This is a genomic window from Aeromonas enteropelogenes, from assembly GCF_020097295.1.
Lineage (GTDB): Bacteria > Pseudomonadota > Gammaproteobacteria > Enterobacterales > Aeromonadaceae > Aeromonas > Aeromonas enteropelogenes.
Genome location: NZ_CP083625.1, coordinates 889,294 through 905,215 on the forward strand (window position 1 = coordinate 889,294; position 15,922 = coordinate 905,215).

Annotated in this window: 14 protein-coding genes; 8 read left to right on the forward strand and 6 right to left on the reverse strand. The window is 62.7% G+C overall.

What is annotated here, in order from left to right; translation table 11 throughout:
* Window positions 1-149: 149 nt before the first annotated feature.
* Window positions 150-617, reverse strand: a complete 468-nt coding sequence (gene ybaK / locus LA321_RS04130; protein WP_042070737.1) for a Cys-tRNA(Pro) deacylase — start codon at window positions 615-617, stop codon at window positions 150-152.
* 248 nt (window positions 618-865) lie between these two features.
* Here ybaK and LA321_RS04135 point away from each other — a divergent pair, with 248 nt between their 5' ends.
* Window positions 866-1,468 carry a histidine phosphatase family protein gene (locus LA321_RS04135; protein WP_042070739.1) on the forward strand — a complete coding sequence of 201 codons (603 nt, stop codon included), beginning with the start codon at window positions 866-868 and terminating at the stop codon, window positions 1,466-1,468.
* A 101-nt stretch (window positions 1,469-1,569) separates the two neighbouring features.
* Here LA321_RS04135 and ppc read toward each other — a convergent pair whose 3' ends face one another.
* Both ppc and argE read right to left on the reverse strand, forming a co-directional pair.
* A complete protein-coding gene (gene ppc, locus LA321_RS04140; protein ID WP_042070742.1) occupies window positions 1,570-4,203 on the reverse strand; it encodes a phosphoenolpyruvate carboxylase in 2,634 nt (877 codons plus the stop codon).
* A gap of 232 nt (window positions 4,204-4,435) precedes the next feature.
* Window positions 4,436-5,581 carry an acetylornithine deacetylase gene (gene argE, locus LA321_RS04145; RefSeq protein WP_042070744.1) on the reverse strand — a complete coding sequence of 382 codons (1,146 nt, stop codon included), beginning with the start codon at window positions 5,579-5,581 and terminating at the stop codon, window positions 4,436-4,438.
* Between the two features lie 275 nt (window positions 5,582-5,856).
* Here argE and argC point away from each other — a divergent pair, with 275 nt between their 5' ends.
* The 6 genes from argC (at window position 5,857) to LA321_RS04175 (ending at window position 12,262) form a co-directional block, all read left to right on the forward strand.
* On the forward strand, window positions 5,857-6,864 hold the full coding sequence (argC, locus tag LA321_RS04150; RefSeq protein ID WP_042070746.1) for an N-acetyl-gamma-glutamyl-phosphate reductase: 1,008 nt from the start codon (window positions 5,857-5,859) through the stop codon (window positions 6,862-6,864).
* 23 nt (window positions 6,865-6,887) lie between these two features.
* Window positions 6,888-7,667 carry an acetylglutamate kinase gene (gene argB, locus LA321_RS04155; RefSeq protein ID WP_042070748.1) on the forward strand — a complete coding sequence of 260 codons (780 nt, stop codon included), beginning with the start codon at window positions 6,888-6,890 and terminating at the stop codon, window positions 7,665-7,667.
* A 23-nt stretch (window positions 7,668-7,690) separates the two neighbouring features.
* Entirely contained in the window at window positions 7,691-8,614 is a 924-nt protein-coding gene (locus LA321_RS04160) for an ornithine carbamoyltransferase (protein WP_042070750.1), read from the forward strand.
* A 54-nt stretch (window positions 8,615-8,668) separates the two neighbouring features.
* Window positions 8,669-9,904, forward strand: a complete 1,236-nt coding sequence (locus tag LA321_RS04165) for an argininosuccinate synthase (protein ID WP_042070752.1) — start codon at window positions 8,669-8,671, stop codon at window positions 9,902-9,904.
* Between the two features lie 195 nt (window positions 9,905-10,099).
* Complete coding sequence (gene argH, locus LA321_RS04170; RefSeq protein ID WP_042070754.1) at window positions 10,100-11,482, forward strand: argininosuccinate lyase; 1,383 nt, start codon at window positions 10,100-10,102, stop codon at window positions 11,480-11,482.
* A gap of 144 nt (window positions 11,483-11,626) precedes the next feature.
* Window positions 11,627-12,262: an FMN-binding negative transcriptional regulator gene (locus LA321_RS04175; protein ID WP_042070756.1), complete on the forward strand. Its 636-nt coding sequence runs from the start codon at window positions 11,627-11,629 to the stop codon at window positions 12,260-12,262.
* Between the two features lie 63 nt (window positions 12,263-12,325).
* On the opposite strand, the gene LA321_RS04180 is transcribed toward LA321_RS04175, so the two are convergent.
* On the reverse strand, window positions 12,326-12,781 hold the full coding sequence (locus tag LA321_RS04180; RefSeq protein ID WP_042070995.1) for a hypothetical protein: 456 nt from the start codon (window positions 12,779-12,781) through the stop codon (window positions 12,326-12,328).
* 469 nt (window positions 12,782-13,250) lie between these two features.
* On the opposite strand from LA321_RS04180, the gene LA321_RS04185 reads away from it, so the two are divergent.
* On the forward strand, window positions 13,251-13,943 hold the full coding sequence (locus LA321_RS04185; RefSeq protein WP_042070759.1) for a B3/B4 domain-containing protein: 693 nt from the start codon (window positions 13,251-13,253) through the stop codon (window positions 13,941-13,943).
* An 82-nt stretch (window positions 13,944-14,025) separates the two neighbouring features.
* On the opposite strand, the gene LA321_RS04190 is transcribed toward LA321_RS04185, so the two are convergent.
* Together LA321_RS04190 and LA321_RS04195 are read right to left on the reverse strand one after the other, a co-directional pair.
* The gene (locus LA321_RS04190) at window positions 14,026-15,198 is read right to left on the reverse strand and encodes a CD0519/CD1768 family membrane protein (protein WP_042025126.1); all 1,173 of its coding nucleotides are present in this window, start codon (window positions 15,196-15,198) and stop codon (window positions 14,026-14,028) included.
* Window positions 15,199-15,599: 401 nt separating this feature from the next.
* On the reverse strand, window positions 15,600-15,920 hold the full coding sequence (locus tag LA321_RS04195; protein ID WP_042070761.1) for a hypothetical protein: 321 nt from the start codon (window positions 15,918-15,920) through the stop codon (window positions 15,600-15,602).
* Window positions 15,921-15,922 lie beyond the last annotated feature (2 nt).

Here is a 15,922-nt window from a genome sequence, read left to right on the forward strand (position 1 = left end):
GGCAAGAGAGACACCCACAAGTGTAGCCACTGGTGTCCCTCGATCGCAGCTCTGCCCTACTCGTCATGGCAACCCGGACCTCTGTTGGCCTGAGCACACGGCAGACTACCACCCGGCCCGGGTCGCCCCTTCTGGGTGAGGTACTTTGTTTACTGTTCTTCCCCGATGGGGGCAGCAATCCACTTCAGAAGCTGCAGCATGTCCTGGGGCGCCACGCCGACCGAGAGGCCGCGCTTGCCGCCGCTCACCAGGATCTCGTCAAACTGCATGGCCGACTCGTCGAGCACGGTGGGCAGCAGCTTCTTCTGGGCCAGCGGGCTGATGCCACCCACCTTGTAGCCGGTCAGCTTCTCCGCCTCCGCCGGCTTCATCATCTCCACCTTCTTGAGGCCGGTGGCCTTGGCCAACTGCTTGAGGCTGCACATGCCGGACGAGGGGACGATGGCCACCACCGCCTGCTTGTCGTGGTGGGCGATCAGGGTCTTGAACACCTGGGCCTCCGGCAGGCCGAGCTGGGTCGCGGCATGCTTGCCGAAATCGTCGTGGGCTTCGCACTCGTAAGGGTAGAGCTTGTGGGGGATCTTGAGCTTCTTCAAGAGGTTGATGGCAGGAGTCATGATAAATGCCTTGAGTCAAAACAAGACCAGAGAGTCTGCGCCTGCATGGCAGGGGATGCAAGCCGGGGCAAGTGATTGCGCATGACCAGCCCCATCATGGGGCTGCAGCACGGCTTCCCCCCTCGCTCATCCAGCCTCCCGCTCCCGGATCGGCACATGCGGTTACTCTTGACTCAAAATCCCGCTTTTGCCATCGCGCCGTGCCTGGGGTAGTTTTTTCGTCCCCAAGAAAACTGCCGGAGGAGTGAATGGCGAGAAGAATCATGGTGCTGAGACACGGCGAGACCCTGTTCAATGCACAGCAGAAGCTGCAAGGGCATTGCAACTCGGCATTGACCGGGCGCGGTGAAGCGCAGGCCAGAGGCGTCGGGCAACGTCTGGCACAGCATCTGGCTGGTCGCCCCTACCGGGTCTATGCCAGCGATCTGGGGCGGGCCATGCAGACCGCCGCCATCGTCTGTGGCGAACTGGACCATCCGGCCGATCAGATAGTGCCTGAGCCCAGGGTGCGGGAGTTCTCCCTCGGGGAGTGGGAGCAGCGCACCATCCCTGACTTGCTGGCCACCCGGCCCAATCTGCTTGATCGCCGTGACTGGTACTTGCAAGCCCCCGGCTGCGAGCCAAGTGATGCAGTGCGGGCCCGCCTGGCCGACTGGCTGGCCGGCTTGCCAGAGGATGAGGACGTGGTGGTGGTGAGCCACGGCCTGACCGGCGTAGTGCTGCGCGGCATGCTGCTCGGGCTCGATGAGGAGGCCACTTGGCAGCAGGATCTGCCCCAGGATGCCTTCTTTATCATCGAATCAGGCCTCATGACCCGGGTTGACTGCACGCCCGTGCTTGAACCGGCGTAACTGAATGCCGCTATCGGCATCTGCAAATGGAAAAGGGCGCCTTGTCGGCGCCCTTTGGCATTATGGGAACTGGCTGAACGCGACTCGCGTCGCCAGCGTCATCAACCCGTATTGCGCATACCTGCGGCGATACCGGCGATGGTGACCATCAGCGCCTTGTCCAGCTCGGGGTGCAGGGTCTCCGGGTGGTTGCGGGAACGGTTGAGCAGCTCGGCCTGCAGCACGTTGAGCGGGTCAGTGTAGGGGTTGCGCAGCTTGATGGACTCCTTGATCCAGGGCTGATCCTCTAGCAGATCCCCGCGCGGGCTCAGTTTCAGCACCACCTCGATGGATTCGGCGAGCTCCTGACGAAGCTGCTGGCCGAGGCCCCACAGCTCCTTGGGCACCAGACGGGTGTCATAATACTCGGCGAGCCAGGCATCCGCTTTCAGGAACACCATCTCCAGCATTTCGAGACGGGTGCGGAAGAAGGGCCACTGGGCACTCATCTCCGCCAGCACTTCGAGCTTGCCGCCATCGATGGCCTGTTGCAGCCCCTTGTGGGCACCGAGCCAGGCCGGCAGCATCAGGCGGTTCTGGGTCCAGGCGAAGATCCACGGAATGGCGCGCAGGCTCTCGACACCGCCGTTGGGCTTGCGCTTGGCCGGGCGGGAACCGAGCGGCAGCTTGCCGAGCTCCATCTCCGGCGTCGCTGCGCGGAAGTAAGGGACGAAGTCCGCATGACCACGCACGATACTGCGGTAGTGTTCGCAGGAGTCGGCGGCCAGCTGCTCCATCACCTCGCGCCAGCACTCCTTGGGCTTGGGCGGCGGCAGCAGGTTCCCCTCCAGCACGGCGCTGGTGTAGAGCTCCAGGCTCTTGATGGCCACCTTGGGCAGGCCGAACTTGAAGCGGATCATCTCCCCCTGCTCTGTGGTACGCAGCCCCCCGCGCAGGGATCCCGGCGGCTGGGAGAGGATCGCCTGGTGAGCCGGCGCACCGCCACGACCGACGGTACCGCCGCGGCCATGGAACAGGGTGAGGCGAATGTTGTTGGCCTCAGCCAGCCCCACCAGAGACTCCATGGCGGCATACTGGGCCCAGCCCGCGGCCATCATGCCCGCATCCTTGGCAGAGTCGGAGTAGCCGATCATCACGTACTGGCGACCCTGGATATAGCCGCGATACCAGTCCACCGACAGCAGGCGCGCCATCACGGCAGTGCCCGCCATCAGGTCATCCTGGGTCTCGAACAACGGGGCGACCGGCATACGGAACTTGCAGCCGGCCTCTTTGAGCAGCAGCTGCACCGCCAGCACGTCGGAGGGGGCGCCCGCCATGGAGATGATGTAGATGCCGAACGCATCCGGGTCGTGGCCGGCGATCACCTGGCAGGTATCCAGGGTTTCGCGGGTCTCGGCACTTGGCTCCCAGTCGTGGGGAATGAGCGGGCGGCGGGAGTTCAGTTCGTTGAGCAGGAAGGCCTGCTTGTCATCCTCGCTCCACTCGGCGTAGTCACCCATGCCCAGATAGCGGGTCAGTTCGGAGAAGACCTGGCCGTGGCGCTCGCCATCCTGACGGATGTCCAGCTTGACCAGATGGATGCCGAAACAGGCGACCTTGCGCAGCACGTCCAGCAGCATGCCGTCGGCGATGTTGCCCATGCCGCAGGCGTGCAGGGAGTGGTAGCAGAGCTCCAGCGGCTCGCGCAGCTGAGCGGTAGTTTTGATGAGATCGCGGCTCTCGCTCACCTGACCCTGCACCTTGGCAGTCAGGTGCTCCTTGGTTTCGCGCAGCGCCTCGCGCAGCTCGCGCACCAGGGCGCGGTAGGGCTCGGGATGATCCCCTACCCGCTCGCGCACGGCGTCGGTGCAGTCGGACATGGAGAGCTCGGAGGTGAGCTCCTTGATGTCCTTGTAGAACAGGCTCACCGCCATCCAGCGGCCCAGCTCCAGCACTTCGGCGGTCACCTTGGCGGTGACGAAGGGGTTGCCGTCGCGGTCACCGCCCATCCAGGAGGTGAACTTGACCGGCGCGGCATCCAGCGGCAGCCGCACACCCAGGTGGTGTTGCAGGCGCTCGTCCAGATTGCGCATGAATTCGGGAATGGCCGGCCACAGGCTGTTCTCCACCACGGCAAAGCCCCACTTGGCTTCGTCCACCGGGGTCGGGCGCTGCTCGCGGATCTCGTTGGTGTGCCAGGCCTGATTGATCAGCTGCTCGATGCGATTGAGGATCTTGTCCCGCTCGCGGGGCAGCAGGTCGGAGAGTTCCAGCGCCTCGAGACAGTCATTGAGCTGCACATGCTTGTGGATCAGGGTGCGGCGGGTCACCTCGGTGGGGTGAGCGGTCAGCACCAGATCGATATCCAGCTCGCGCACCGCCTGGATGATGGCCTCCTGCGACAGATTGGAGGCTTTCAGCTTGTCGAACATCAGCTCCAGCGGATCCGGGGTGCAGGTCTGCTCTTCGCAGCGACGGGAGATGGTGTGGAACTGTTCTGCCACGTTGGCCAGATTGAGGAACTGGCTGAAGGCGCGGGCCACCGGCAGCAGCTCGTCGTCGGAGAGGGTGCGCAGGGTATCGAGCAGACGTTCCCGATCGGCCTCATTGCCCTTGCGGGAGGACTTGGCCAGCTGGCGAATGGTTTCGATCTTGTCGAGGAAGGCCTGACCCTGATGATCCTTGATGGACTTGCCCAGCAGTTGACCCAGCATGCCTACGTTGGCGCGTAGTGCGGCGTACTTTTCGTTCATTCCACATCCTTATCTTGTTGGTGCCTGACACCCGTCCCGGGGTGTATGACAGCCTCACTTATTGTTGTGCGATTACAACATATGCTCCGTCATCTTAGGGTGACAATCTACCCAGATTGTCTGCGCAAGGTCAAATAACAGGCCGATTCAGAAGATGTATTTCCATCACCTCTCCAGGAGCGGCTTGTTATGTAACTTACTTACAAATGTTCTACTCTCTGCGCCGTGCCCGTCACAGGCAAAAACGGCGGATCAGGTGCTGCAGCACCGCCGTGGTCGGCTTGACGAAGGAGAGGTCCAGATACTCGTCCGGCTGGTGCGCCTGGGCGATATGACCGGGGCCCAGAACGATGGTTTCACACCCCAGTTGCTGGATGAAGGGGGCCTCGGTGCAGTAGTTCACGGATTCGGCGGCCCGGCCGCTCGCCTTCTCGGCTTCGCGCACCAGCTCCGAGTCATCTGCGCAAGCATAGGCGGGGATGGGCTCGTGCAGGTGCTGCAGGTGCAGGCAGCCCGGCTGATGGATCTCGATGGGGGAGAGCGCCTCTTTCAGCATCCCCATCAACTCATCGGGACCGACCTGCGGAGTGGGTCGCATGTCGATATGCAGCTCGCAGCAGCCGCAGATACGGTTCGGGCTATCGCCCCCCTGAATGTAGCCGAGATTCAGGGTCGGCTGGGGCACCGCAAAGCGATGGTCGGCGTATTTCTCCTTCAGGCTGTGTTGCAGCTTGAGCACCTGGCCCATGGCCTGATGCATGATCTCCAGCGCATTGACGCCATTGGCGGGATCCGAGCTGTGGCCGCTCTTGCCCGTGATGCGGATCGCCTCCGACATATGCCCCTTGTGGGCCACCACGGGCACCAGACCAGTGGGCTCACCGATCACCGCGTAGTCCGGCTTGAGCTCGGCCGCCGCCGCGATGGCGCGCGCCCCCGCCATGGTGGTCTCCTCATCGGCAGTCGCCAGAATGCGCAGTGGCTTGTCGAGAGTCTTGAGGTCTATCTCTTTCAGCGCTTCCACGATAAAGGCAAAGAAGCCCTTCATATCGATGGTACCGAGGCCATAGAGGCGGTTGCCCTCTTCGGTCACCTTGAAGGGATCCTTGCGCCAGCCTCCCTCATCGAATGGCACAGTGTCCGTGTGGCCCGCCAGCAGCAGTCCTCCTTCCCCCTGACCATAAGTCGCCACCAGGTTGAACTTGCCCGGCAGCTCAGGCAGGGCGGTCACCTCGCAGCGAAAACCGAGCTGGGTGAACCAGTCCGCCAGCAGCCGGATCACCGCCTCGTTGCTCTGATCCCACTTGGGATCCGTGCTACTGATGGAGGGAATCGCAATAATGTTCTTGTAGAGAGAAAAAAAATCCAGATTGGCCACCCGCTCCTCCTTGCGTCCCCGAAACGTTTCTGATAGAAAATACAAATGCAATGTGAATGCATGAATATGCTGCAAGCTTAACAGGATACGCAGCCCACCGACAAAGGCTACTAGTTGTAAGGGAAAGTTAATGTTCTGTCACCTGATCTATAACCGACGACACAACCCCGCCTGAATTGCCCCTCCGCACCAGTTGCACCAAAGGGGCGATTGACCACCCCTTGCCTCGCAGCACCACGCTGTGAAATTCGAACTCTGACTTGGAATACTCAACAATGCTTAACACCGTTATCGTCGGTGCCAGTGGCTACGCGGGAGCCGAACTGGCCGCACTGGTCCAGAACCATCCACAACTCAAGCTGTTCGGACTCTATGTCTCGGCTGGCAGCCAGGACGCCCACAAGCGTTTTTCCTCCCTGCATCCCCAGTGGGTCGGCAAGCTGGATCAGCCGCTGCTGCCGCTGGACGAGGATGGCATGACCCGGATCCTGACCCAGGCCGACCTGGTGCTGCTGGCCACCGCCCACGAAGTAAGCGCAGATCTCGCGCCCAGGTTCCTGGTCAAGGGGCTGCCGGTGTTCGATCTCTCCGGCGCCTTCCGGGTCAAGGATCAGGGTTTCTACGCCTCCTTCTACGGCTTCACCCACGACAGCGAACAGTGGCTGGAGCAGGCCGCCTACGGTCTGGCGGAGTGGAATGCACAGGCCATCCAGGCCGCCCAGCTTGTCGCCGTACCCGGCTGCTATCCGACCGCCTCCCTGTGCGCCCTCAAGCCGCTGCAGCAGGCCGGCCTCATCGCCAAGGGGTGGCAGCCCATCATCAATGCGGTCTCCGGGGTCTCCGGGGCCGGTCGCAAGGCGGCCATCAACACCAGCTTCTGCGAGGTGAGCCTCAATCCCTACGGCACCTTCTCGCACCGCCACCAGCCGGAGATCAGCCATCACCTCGGCAAGGAGGTGCTGTTCCAGCCCCACCTTGGCAACTATGTGCGCGGCATCCTGGCCACCATCTATGTGCAGCTGGCGGACGGCGTGACTCCGGCCCAGGTGGATCAGGCCTACCTCAAGGCCTACGAAGGCAAGCCGCTGGTGCGCCTCACCGGCCAGATGCCCTCCATCCGCGGGGTGGCGGGTACCCCTTACTGCGACATCGCCTGGCAACAACAGGGCAACATGCTGGTGGTGGTCTCTGCCATCGACAACCTGCTCAAGGGTGCCGCCTCCCAGGCGATGCAGTGCATAAATATCAAATTCGGTTTCGACGCAGGCCAGGGCCTGGTTTAAAGACTCAAGGAAGGATCACAACGATGGACAAACAGACTCTGGTCATCAAGCTGGGCGGCGCCCTGATCGAGAACGACGAGGCACTGACCGCCCTGTTCGCCACCCTCAAGACATTTCTGGATGAGCAGCACAGACCCCTGGTGCTGGTGCACGGCGGCGGCTGCCTGGTGGACGACCTGCTCAAGGGGCTGGGGCTCACCTCCAGCAAGAAGAACGGCCTGCGGGTGACCCCGTTCGATCAGATCCCCTTTATCGCCGGCGCGCTGGCGGGCACCGCCAACAAGATGATGATGGCCAAGGCCATCGCCACCGGCATCCCGGCGGTGGGGCTCTGCCTCGCCGATGGTGGTCTGTGCCAGGTAACCCAGCTCGACCCGGAACTCGGCGCGGTCGGTGACTGCCAGCCGGGCAACCCGGCGCTGGTGGCCGGCATCCTGGGCCAGGGCTTCCTGCCGGTGGTGAGCTCCATCGGCATCACCGCCGACGGTCAGCTGATGAACGTCAACGCGGATCAGGCGGCCACCGCCATTGCCGAGGCGCTTGGCGCCGATCTGGTGATGCTCTCCGACGTGAGCGGCATCCTGGATGGCAAGGGCAAACTGGTGCCCCAGCTGAACAAGGCCACCGCCCTCGATCTGATGGAGAAGGGCGTCATCGCCGACGGCATGGCGGTCAAGGTGAAGGCGGCCCTGCACGCCGCCGAGACCCTGGGCAAGCCGGTCTGTGTCGCCAGCTGGCGCTACCCGGATCAGCTGCTCAAGCTGCTGGCAGGCGGTGCGGTCGGCACCCAGGTTGCGATTTGAGATCAATGAAAAAGGACACTGCCATGAAACACCTTCTGAAAGACAGCGACCTGAACAAATCGCAAATCGAGGCGCTGATCGCGCTGGGCAAATCGGTCAAGGCCGATCCGAAAAAGTACGGCCAGGCACTGGCGGGCAAGAGCGTGGTTACCCTGTTCGAGAAACCCTCCCTGCGCACCCGGGTCACCTTCGACATCGGTATCGCCAAGCTGGGCGGTCACAGCGTCTATCTGGATCAGCAGAACGGTGCGCTCGGCAAGCGCGAATCGGTGAAGGACTTCGCCAGCAACCTGTCGCGCTGGTGTGACGCCATCGTCGCCCGGGTGTTCGATCACCAGACCCTGGTCGAACTGGCCGAGCATGGCTCGGTACCGGTAGTAAACAGCCTGTGCAACCTCTACCACCCCTGCCAGGGGCTGGCGGACTTCATGACCATCGCCGAGCACTACGACGATCTGTCCAAGGTGAAGCTGGCTTATCTCGGCGATGGCAACAACGTCAGCCACTCCCTGCTGCTGCTGGGGGCGACGCTCGGTACCGACGTCACCCTGATCTGCCCCAAGGGCCACGGCCCGGACACCCAGATCTTCCTGCAGGCCCAGGCACTGGCGGCCCAGTCAGGCGCGACCATCCACATCAGCGATGACGTGGCGGATATCGAAGGGTTCGACGTGGCCTACACCGATACCTGGGTGTCGATGGGCGACAGCACCCCGATGGAACAGGTCACCGACCTCTTCATGCCCTACCAGATCAACCAGGCCCTGCTCGATCGCACCGGCATCCAGCACGTGCTGCACTGCCAGCCGGCGCACCGGGAGCTGGAGATCACCTCGCAAGTCATGGATGGCCCGGCATCCCTCATCATGGATGAGGCGGAAAACCGGATGCATATCCAGAACGCCGTACTGCTGACCCTGCTGGGCAGCCAGGCGTGCGGCAAATAACGGTCCTCAACCCGAATCACAACCCTTTATCGAATCATCACGGAGAGAAGTAAAATGAGCGGAATCAACAAGATAGTACTGGCTTACTCGGGCGGACTGGATACCTCGGCCATCATTCCCTGGCTCAAGGAGCATTATGACGCCGAGATCATCGCCTTCGTCGCCGACGTGGGTCAGGAGCGCGACGATCTGGAAGGGATCGAGCAGAAGGCCATCGCCTCCGGCGCCACCAAGTGCATCATCAAGGATCTGCGCGAAGAGTTCGTCAAAGAGTACGTCTACCCGACCCTGAAGACCGGCGCCGTCTACGAGGGTACCTACCTGCTGGGCACCTCCATGGCCCGTCCGGTGATCGCCAAGGCCATGGTCGAGGCCGCGCTGGCCGAGGGTGCCGACGCCATCTCCCACGGTTGCACCGGCAAGGGCAACGACCAGGTGCGTTTCGAAGGGGCCGTGGCCGCCCTGGCGCCCCAGCTGAAAGTGATCGCCCCCTGGCGTCTGTGGGACATGCGCTCCCGGGAAGATCTGCTGGCCTATCTGGAAGCCCGTCAGATCCCCTGCAAAGCGACCCTGAAGAAGATCTACAGCCGTGACGCCAACGCCTGGCACATCTCCACCGAGGGTGGCGAGCTGGAGAGCACCTGGAACGAGCCGTCCGAAGCCGTGTGGCAGTGGACCGTCTCTGCCGAGCAGGCCCCGGATCAGCCGGAATACGTCAAGCTGACCGTCGCCAAGGGCGAAGTGGTGGCCGTTGATGACCAGAAGCTGACCCCGCACCAGATCCTGATGACCCTGAACGAGCGTGCCGGCAAGCACGGCGTGGGCCGCATCGACATCACCGAGAACCGGATGGTGGGCATGAAGTCCCGTGGCTGCTACGAGACCCCGGGTGGTACCGTCATGGTCGCCGCACTGCGCGCCGTGGAAGAGCTGGTGCTGGACAGACCGACCCGTGCCTGGCGGGAAAAACTCGGTGCCGAGTTCTCCCATCTGGTCTATGACGGCCGCTGGTTCACCCCCCTGTGCAAGGCGATCCTCGCCTCCGCTAACGCCATCGCCGAGGATCTCGACGGGGAAGTGGTACTGAAGATGTACAAGGGCCAGGTTACCGCAACCCAGAAGAAGTCGCCCAACAGCCTCTACTCCGAAGACTTCGCCACCTTCGGCGCCGACGAGGTGTACGACCAGAGCCATGCCGACGGCTTTATCCGTCTCTACACCCTGGCCAGCCGGATCCGCGCCATGAAGGAGCAGCATCTGGCCATCGGTGGCGACCACACCCACGGTTGATCACCCGGTGTGACCCGCTGATACCGGTGAGGGGGCATGGCCCCCTCACCCATAAGTGGCGGGATGTGACCAACGCGGCAGCGCCCTGGCCGCGTCTGTGAGATAACCCTCTGTCAGAGCAGAGAACAGACAAACAAGGCACGATTTCACGCTCGGGGGCCAGGCGCCGCCGACAACGCATTCAAGGAGAGCAGTATGGCACTTTGGGGTGGACGCTTCAGTCAGGGAGCCGATAGCCGGTTCAAGCAGTTCAACGATTCGCTGCGGTTCGATTACCGCCTGGCGGAGCAGGATATCCAGGGCTCCATGGCCTGGGCTCGCGCCCTGGTAAAAGTGGGCGTGTTGACCGAGGGTGAACAGGCAAAACTGCAACAGGCGATGGAAGTGCTGCTCGCCTCGGTGCAGCAGGATCCCCAGCAGATCCTCAGCTCGGATGCCGAAGACATCCACTCCTGGGTCGAGGGCAAGCTCATCGCCGCGGTCGGCGATCTCGGCAAGAAGCTGCACACCGGCCGCTCGCGCAACGATCAGGTCGCCACCGACCTCAAACTCTGGTGCAAGGCGCAGGGTGAGCTGCTGGCCGCCTCCATCACCACCCTGCAACAGGGGCTGGTCGCCTCCGCCCGGGCCAATCAGGCCGCCGTGCTGCCCGGTTACACCCATTTGCAGCGCGCCCAGCCGGTCACCTACGCCCACTGGGCGCTGGCCTATGTGGAGATGCTGGAGCGGGATCACTCCCGTCTGCAGGATGCCCTCAAGCGCCTCGACACCAGCCCGCTGGGCTGCGGCGCCCTGGCGGGTACCGCCTATGCCATCGACCGCGAGGCGCTGGCGCTGGATATGGGCTTTGCCGGTGCCACCCGCAACAGCCTGGATTCGGTCTCAGACCGGGATCACGTGGTGGAGCTGATGCACGTGGCGTCGCTCTCCATGACCCACCTGTCGCGCTTTGCCGAAGATCTGATCTTCTACAACACCGGCGAGGCGGGCTTTGTCGAGCTATCCGACGCGGTCACCTCCGGCTCCTCCCTGATGCCGCAGAAGAAGAACCCGGATGCGCTGGAGCTTATTCGTGGCAAGACGGGTCGGGTGGTGGGTGCCCAGCTGGGCATGCTGATGAGCCTCAAGGCGTTGCCGCTGGCCTACAACAAGGACATGCAGGAAGACAAGGAGGGGCTGTTCGATGCCCTCGATACCTGGCACGACTGCCTCGACATGGCGGCCCTGGTACTGATCGACCTGAAAGTGAATGGCGAGCGCACCATGGCGGCGGCCCAGGGCGGCTACGCCAACGCCACCGAGCTGGCGGACTACCTGGTGGCCAAGGGGATCCCGTTTCGGGAGGCACACCATATCGTCGGTGAGACCGTGGTCTACGCCATCGGCGTGCACAAGCCGCTGGAGGAGCTCTCCATCGGCGAGTTCCAGCGCTTCAGCCCGGTGATCGACTTCGACGTCTACCCCAATCTGGAGCTGGAAGCGACCCTGGCCAAACGGGTTGCCAAGGGCGGTGTCGCCCGTGAGCAGGTAGAAGCGGCCCTTACCGCCGCCGAAGCCTGGCTGGCCAAACGCGGTTAATCGCACCGGGATATCAGGAGAGGGCGCCAGCCCTCTTTTTTATGTCGGGTTATCCGCTCGTTCCGCTTGCCCCGAAGGCGGCAAAGCGGGCATATCTCCCTGACCAGGCTGAATGGATCTCAGCGCCAACCAGAAGGAACCTGCATGTATCTGCCACCCCATTTCTCGGCCACCGACCCCAAGGCCTTGCATCAATTGATCCTGGCCCATCCGCTGGGCGCCCTGATCACCCATGGCGAACAGGGGCTCGATGCCAACCACCTCCCCTTCGAATTTGACGGTGAAGAGGGGGAGCACGGCGTCCTGCGCGCCCATGTGGCCCGCAACAACCCGCTCTGGCAGGAGGTCAAGGATGGCGGCGAGGTGCTGGTGATCTTCAAGGCCGCCGACGGCTATATCTCCCCCAACTGGTATCCGGGCAAGCAGGCGCACCATAAACAAGTGCCGACCTGGAACTACAGCGTGGTGCATGCCCACGGCCGCATCCGGGTGCGCGACGATGCCCGTTTCGTACGCCGTCTGCTGGCAAACCTGACCCGCCGCCACGAGGCCGGGGAGCCAGCGCCATGGAAGATGGCGGATGCGCCGCGAGACTATCTCGAGGCCATGGTGCAAGCCGTGGTTGGCATCGAGATCGAGGTAGTGCGGCTGGTCGGCAAGTTCAAGCTGAGCCAGAACAAGGATGAGGGGGATCGCCATGGGGCGATCCAAGCCCTCCAGGCAAAGGGACTGACTGAGCTGGCCGGCGACATGGCAAGCCCGCCATCGCCTCGCGCATAATCCTTTGAGCAAAAAAACAAAACGGCAACCATCAGGTTGCCGTTTCCTTTTATTCAGCCGGGTTCACGCGCTGGCATTCAGCAGCCTGCCTACCCCCTCCCCCTTGCCGTTAGGCAGGGTCTGTTTAAAGGCGGCGAGCAGCTGATCGAGGTTGAGGCTGTTTGCACCCAGGGAGCCCTTGAGGGTGTCGAGTTCGCTGCGCAGCGCATCGAGGCGGGTGCCCTGGGTGCCATTGGCGAGCTGGCTGCGGGCTGCGTCGATGGCATCCGGCAGGGACTGGCCACCGAACTCCTGCCCCAGGCTCTGCACCAGATCGCTCATAAAGTGGTTGATGGCGGGGCGGTTTTGCTCGCTGTTGGCATCCTTGATGCCGAGGCGCTGGAACAGGCTCTGGACTGTGGGGGCCAGACGCTCCGGCTGTGCGGCCTGCGGCGCCGCTTGCGTCTTGCCACTGCTGCTCAGCAACTGACTGCCGAGCTTGAGGGCAATGGAGGCGATGGGAAGCAGGGTACTGATCATCATGATATCTCTCCGCGGCGATGGCCCTGGGTGGTGTTGCCAAGAGGAGTGCATAAGCGGGGCCAACATGGCGAAAAAAACGCCTGCCATGGCTAACGCCTTGAGCCGCCATCTGATTTACCGAGCCGTATCGACTCGCAAGAGGGGAAACCTCCCCTCCCCGCAAGCCACCGGCGGCCAGAGGCTGCCGCCTGCGCGCCAAGCGGCAAGTGACTGCGGCAAGTGGCAGCGGCAAGGCCGTTTGCCTCCTGTTCTCTGGCCCCTTGCGACCATAAGAGGCAGCAGGCAGTCCCCTTTTATCGGCGCATTCATTAGGGAATCTTATTGGCATTAAGATGATGTCGATTTTCTTATCATCCCGCTTCCCGCAAGATGGCTCGCAGATCGGGTCCGCCCATCTTGGTATCTTGTGTCCCTTGTTCTCGGTGGCCCTGCCTCTCTTAAGTCAAACACCTGTCCTGGAGTCCTTATGTCGTTGATAACACCCCTGATTGCCCCCGAAGTCACTCCCATCGCTCCCGGATTCAGAGCCCTCAGCATCACGGTACAGGCGGCGGCCATCAGCGATCCCGACGTGGGCGCTCGTGCGCTGGACAGCGCCTTTGCCGCCATGGCGCGGGGGGATGTCCCATGGGCCGAGGCGCACCTCAGCGCCTGGGCGGACGTGTTCAGAAAATTTGGTGCCAAGCCGCAGCGCACCCCTTGCTCCGCCGAGGCGCTGAGAAAGCGGGTGGCCCGCGATGGCAGCCTGCCGAGCATCGACCCCATCGTCGATCTCTACAACGCCATCAGCATCGAGTATGCCATCCCGGTCGGCGGGGAGAACCTGGTCGCCTATCAGGGCATCCCCCGTCTGGTGGTGGCCGATGGCAGCGAGCTGTTCGACACCGTCAAGGGGGGTGAGACCGCCCACGAATCCCCCGAGCCGGGCGAGGTGGTCTGGCGGGATGACAAGGGCGTCACCTGCCGGCGTTGGAACTGGCGGCAGGGGGTGCGCACCCGCCTCAGCGTGGAGTCCAGCAAGATGTGGTTCATTCTGGAGAGCCTGCCCGAAATGCCGCTGGCGGCCCTCCATGAGGCGGGTGAGAAACTGGTGGCCGGCATTCGCCAGATGATGCCGGGAGCCCTGATCGAACAGGTCCTGATTGGCGAGCAGGGCTAGCCCCTTTCCCCCCCTGATGACACAGGCAGGGGCAGAAATGCAAAGAGGCTCCGAAGAGCCTCTTTTTTTATGCCTTGCCCACTTAGCCGAGCAGCAGATAGAGCTGGTGCGCCGCCACCCCGGCGCACAGGCCGCCGACGGTGTGGGCCACGATGGCGCGAGAGGTGAGATGACGATAGCCGAGGGCATCCAGCATCGCAGTGTGGGTGCTCAAAAAGCCGCTCCAGCACATCCCCATGGCGGTGAACACGGCCACCTCGTTGCCGGTGATCCACCCCTTGGCGATAAAGGGGGGCACCAGCGACATGGCCGCGCCGACCGCACCGAGGGAGGTGGCCGGGAAGGCGACCAGCTCCGGCTGCTGGAAGCCGAACAGCAGATCAAACAGCCAGCCCGCCTTGGCCGCCAGCACAGGCAGCAGCGCCACCCCCTGGAAGGCCTCGCCGGTATAACCCTTCTCCCCCGGGCCGAAAGTCAGCAGCATCACGAAGGTGCTGATGATCAGCACCCCGGGGATCACCGCCATCCCGAGTTCGACGCCGGATTTGCCGCCATCGAGCAGGGAGTTGAGCACCCGCAGCCAGCCCGGCGCCGCCTCTTTGCGAAGGCCCGGCTTGGGACCATGGGTTCCCTCCAGACTCTCGGGCAGCACCTCGCCAACCAGCGGGCGGATCATCCGCTGCATCAATCGGGTGGAGACCACTGAGCCCACCAGGGCCCCGAGCAGGCCGATCAGCGCCGCCGTGGCAGTAGATTCGCCGCTCGGCAGCTGCAGGGTGGCCATAAAGGTCACCACGATCAGCCCCATGCCGAAGGCGGTGCCGAAGTTGGTCAGCGATACCAGCTGCCAGGGGGTGAAGCCCTTGCGAAAGCGGCTGTCCCTGGCGAGGCTGATCACCGCCGGATTGTCGGAGAAGAAGGTCATCAAGGCCGCCAGGGCGGTGCGACCCGGCAGGCGAAACACCGGCTTCATCAGGGGCGCCAGCAGCACCTCCAGCAGGCGGATCACCCCGAATTCGCTCAACAGCTGGCTCAGGGCACCGGAGAGCACGGTGATCCCCATGATAAAGAGCACGGTATTGAGCAGCAGCTGGTGCGCTGTGTTGAACAGGGTGTTCACCATGGCGGAAAGGCCCATCTCGCTACCCAGATAGCCAAACAGTCCCCCCAGGATCAGCAGAACCAGCACGGGTTCCAGCCAGCCACGAAGGGCGGCCAGCCGCCCCTTGGATTCGATAACTACATGATTTTCCATATCTATCCTGCGTTGTGTCTGTGCGTGTGTTGTTATGATGGCGTCAGGGCCCACGCCAAATGACAAGCCCCCGTCTTGCGACAAGGGCTCGCTGAACAGGCTCCTCCCGCCGGCCTTGCGCCTGCGGCCTATGCGAGGCGACCGTCACACCCGACGGCGCGACTGGCTCGGCACAATTGGCTGAACGGCTGAGCTGGGGAGGAAAAATACGTTGAGTAATGGGCAAGCCAGAACGGCCAGCCCGCCATCGCACCGGGCGGTGCTCCCCCCCCGGCCGGCCAGCATTGAGGGGCGGGAGTATAACAACTGGGGTCAGTCAGTAAAAGAATCGGCGGCCGCGGGGGTATACACCTGCGTTGTAGTGTCATTAAGAACCATCCGTCACCATGACCTGTGCTTCATCATGGGATTACAAAGAACATCAAGTGATACAGTGAAGAGATGATCAATCCCAATAAACCAATCCAATGAATATTTTTTCCCTTGTTAAAGGGAGACACTGCGTCACCAAATAATATGAGTCCATATGACAAGAGAGGCAGATATTGGCTCAATCGCCCTAAATAGATAGAGCCGCCATCAATATCTGAAGGGAAAATATAATAGAGAACAAGATACAGGAGCATCAATGATGTTCCTGATACAAACCTCCGCTCATCAAACCTCCCCAAACCGGAGAAGAGGTAGATACCGGCGATAAGCACAGCCGCAAATAACATCATGA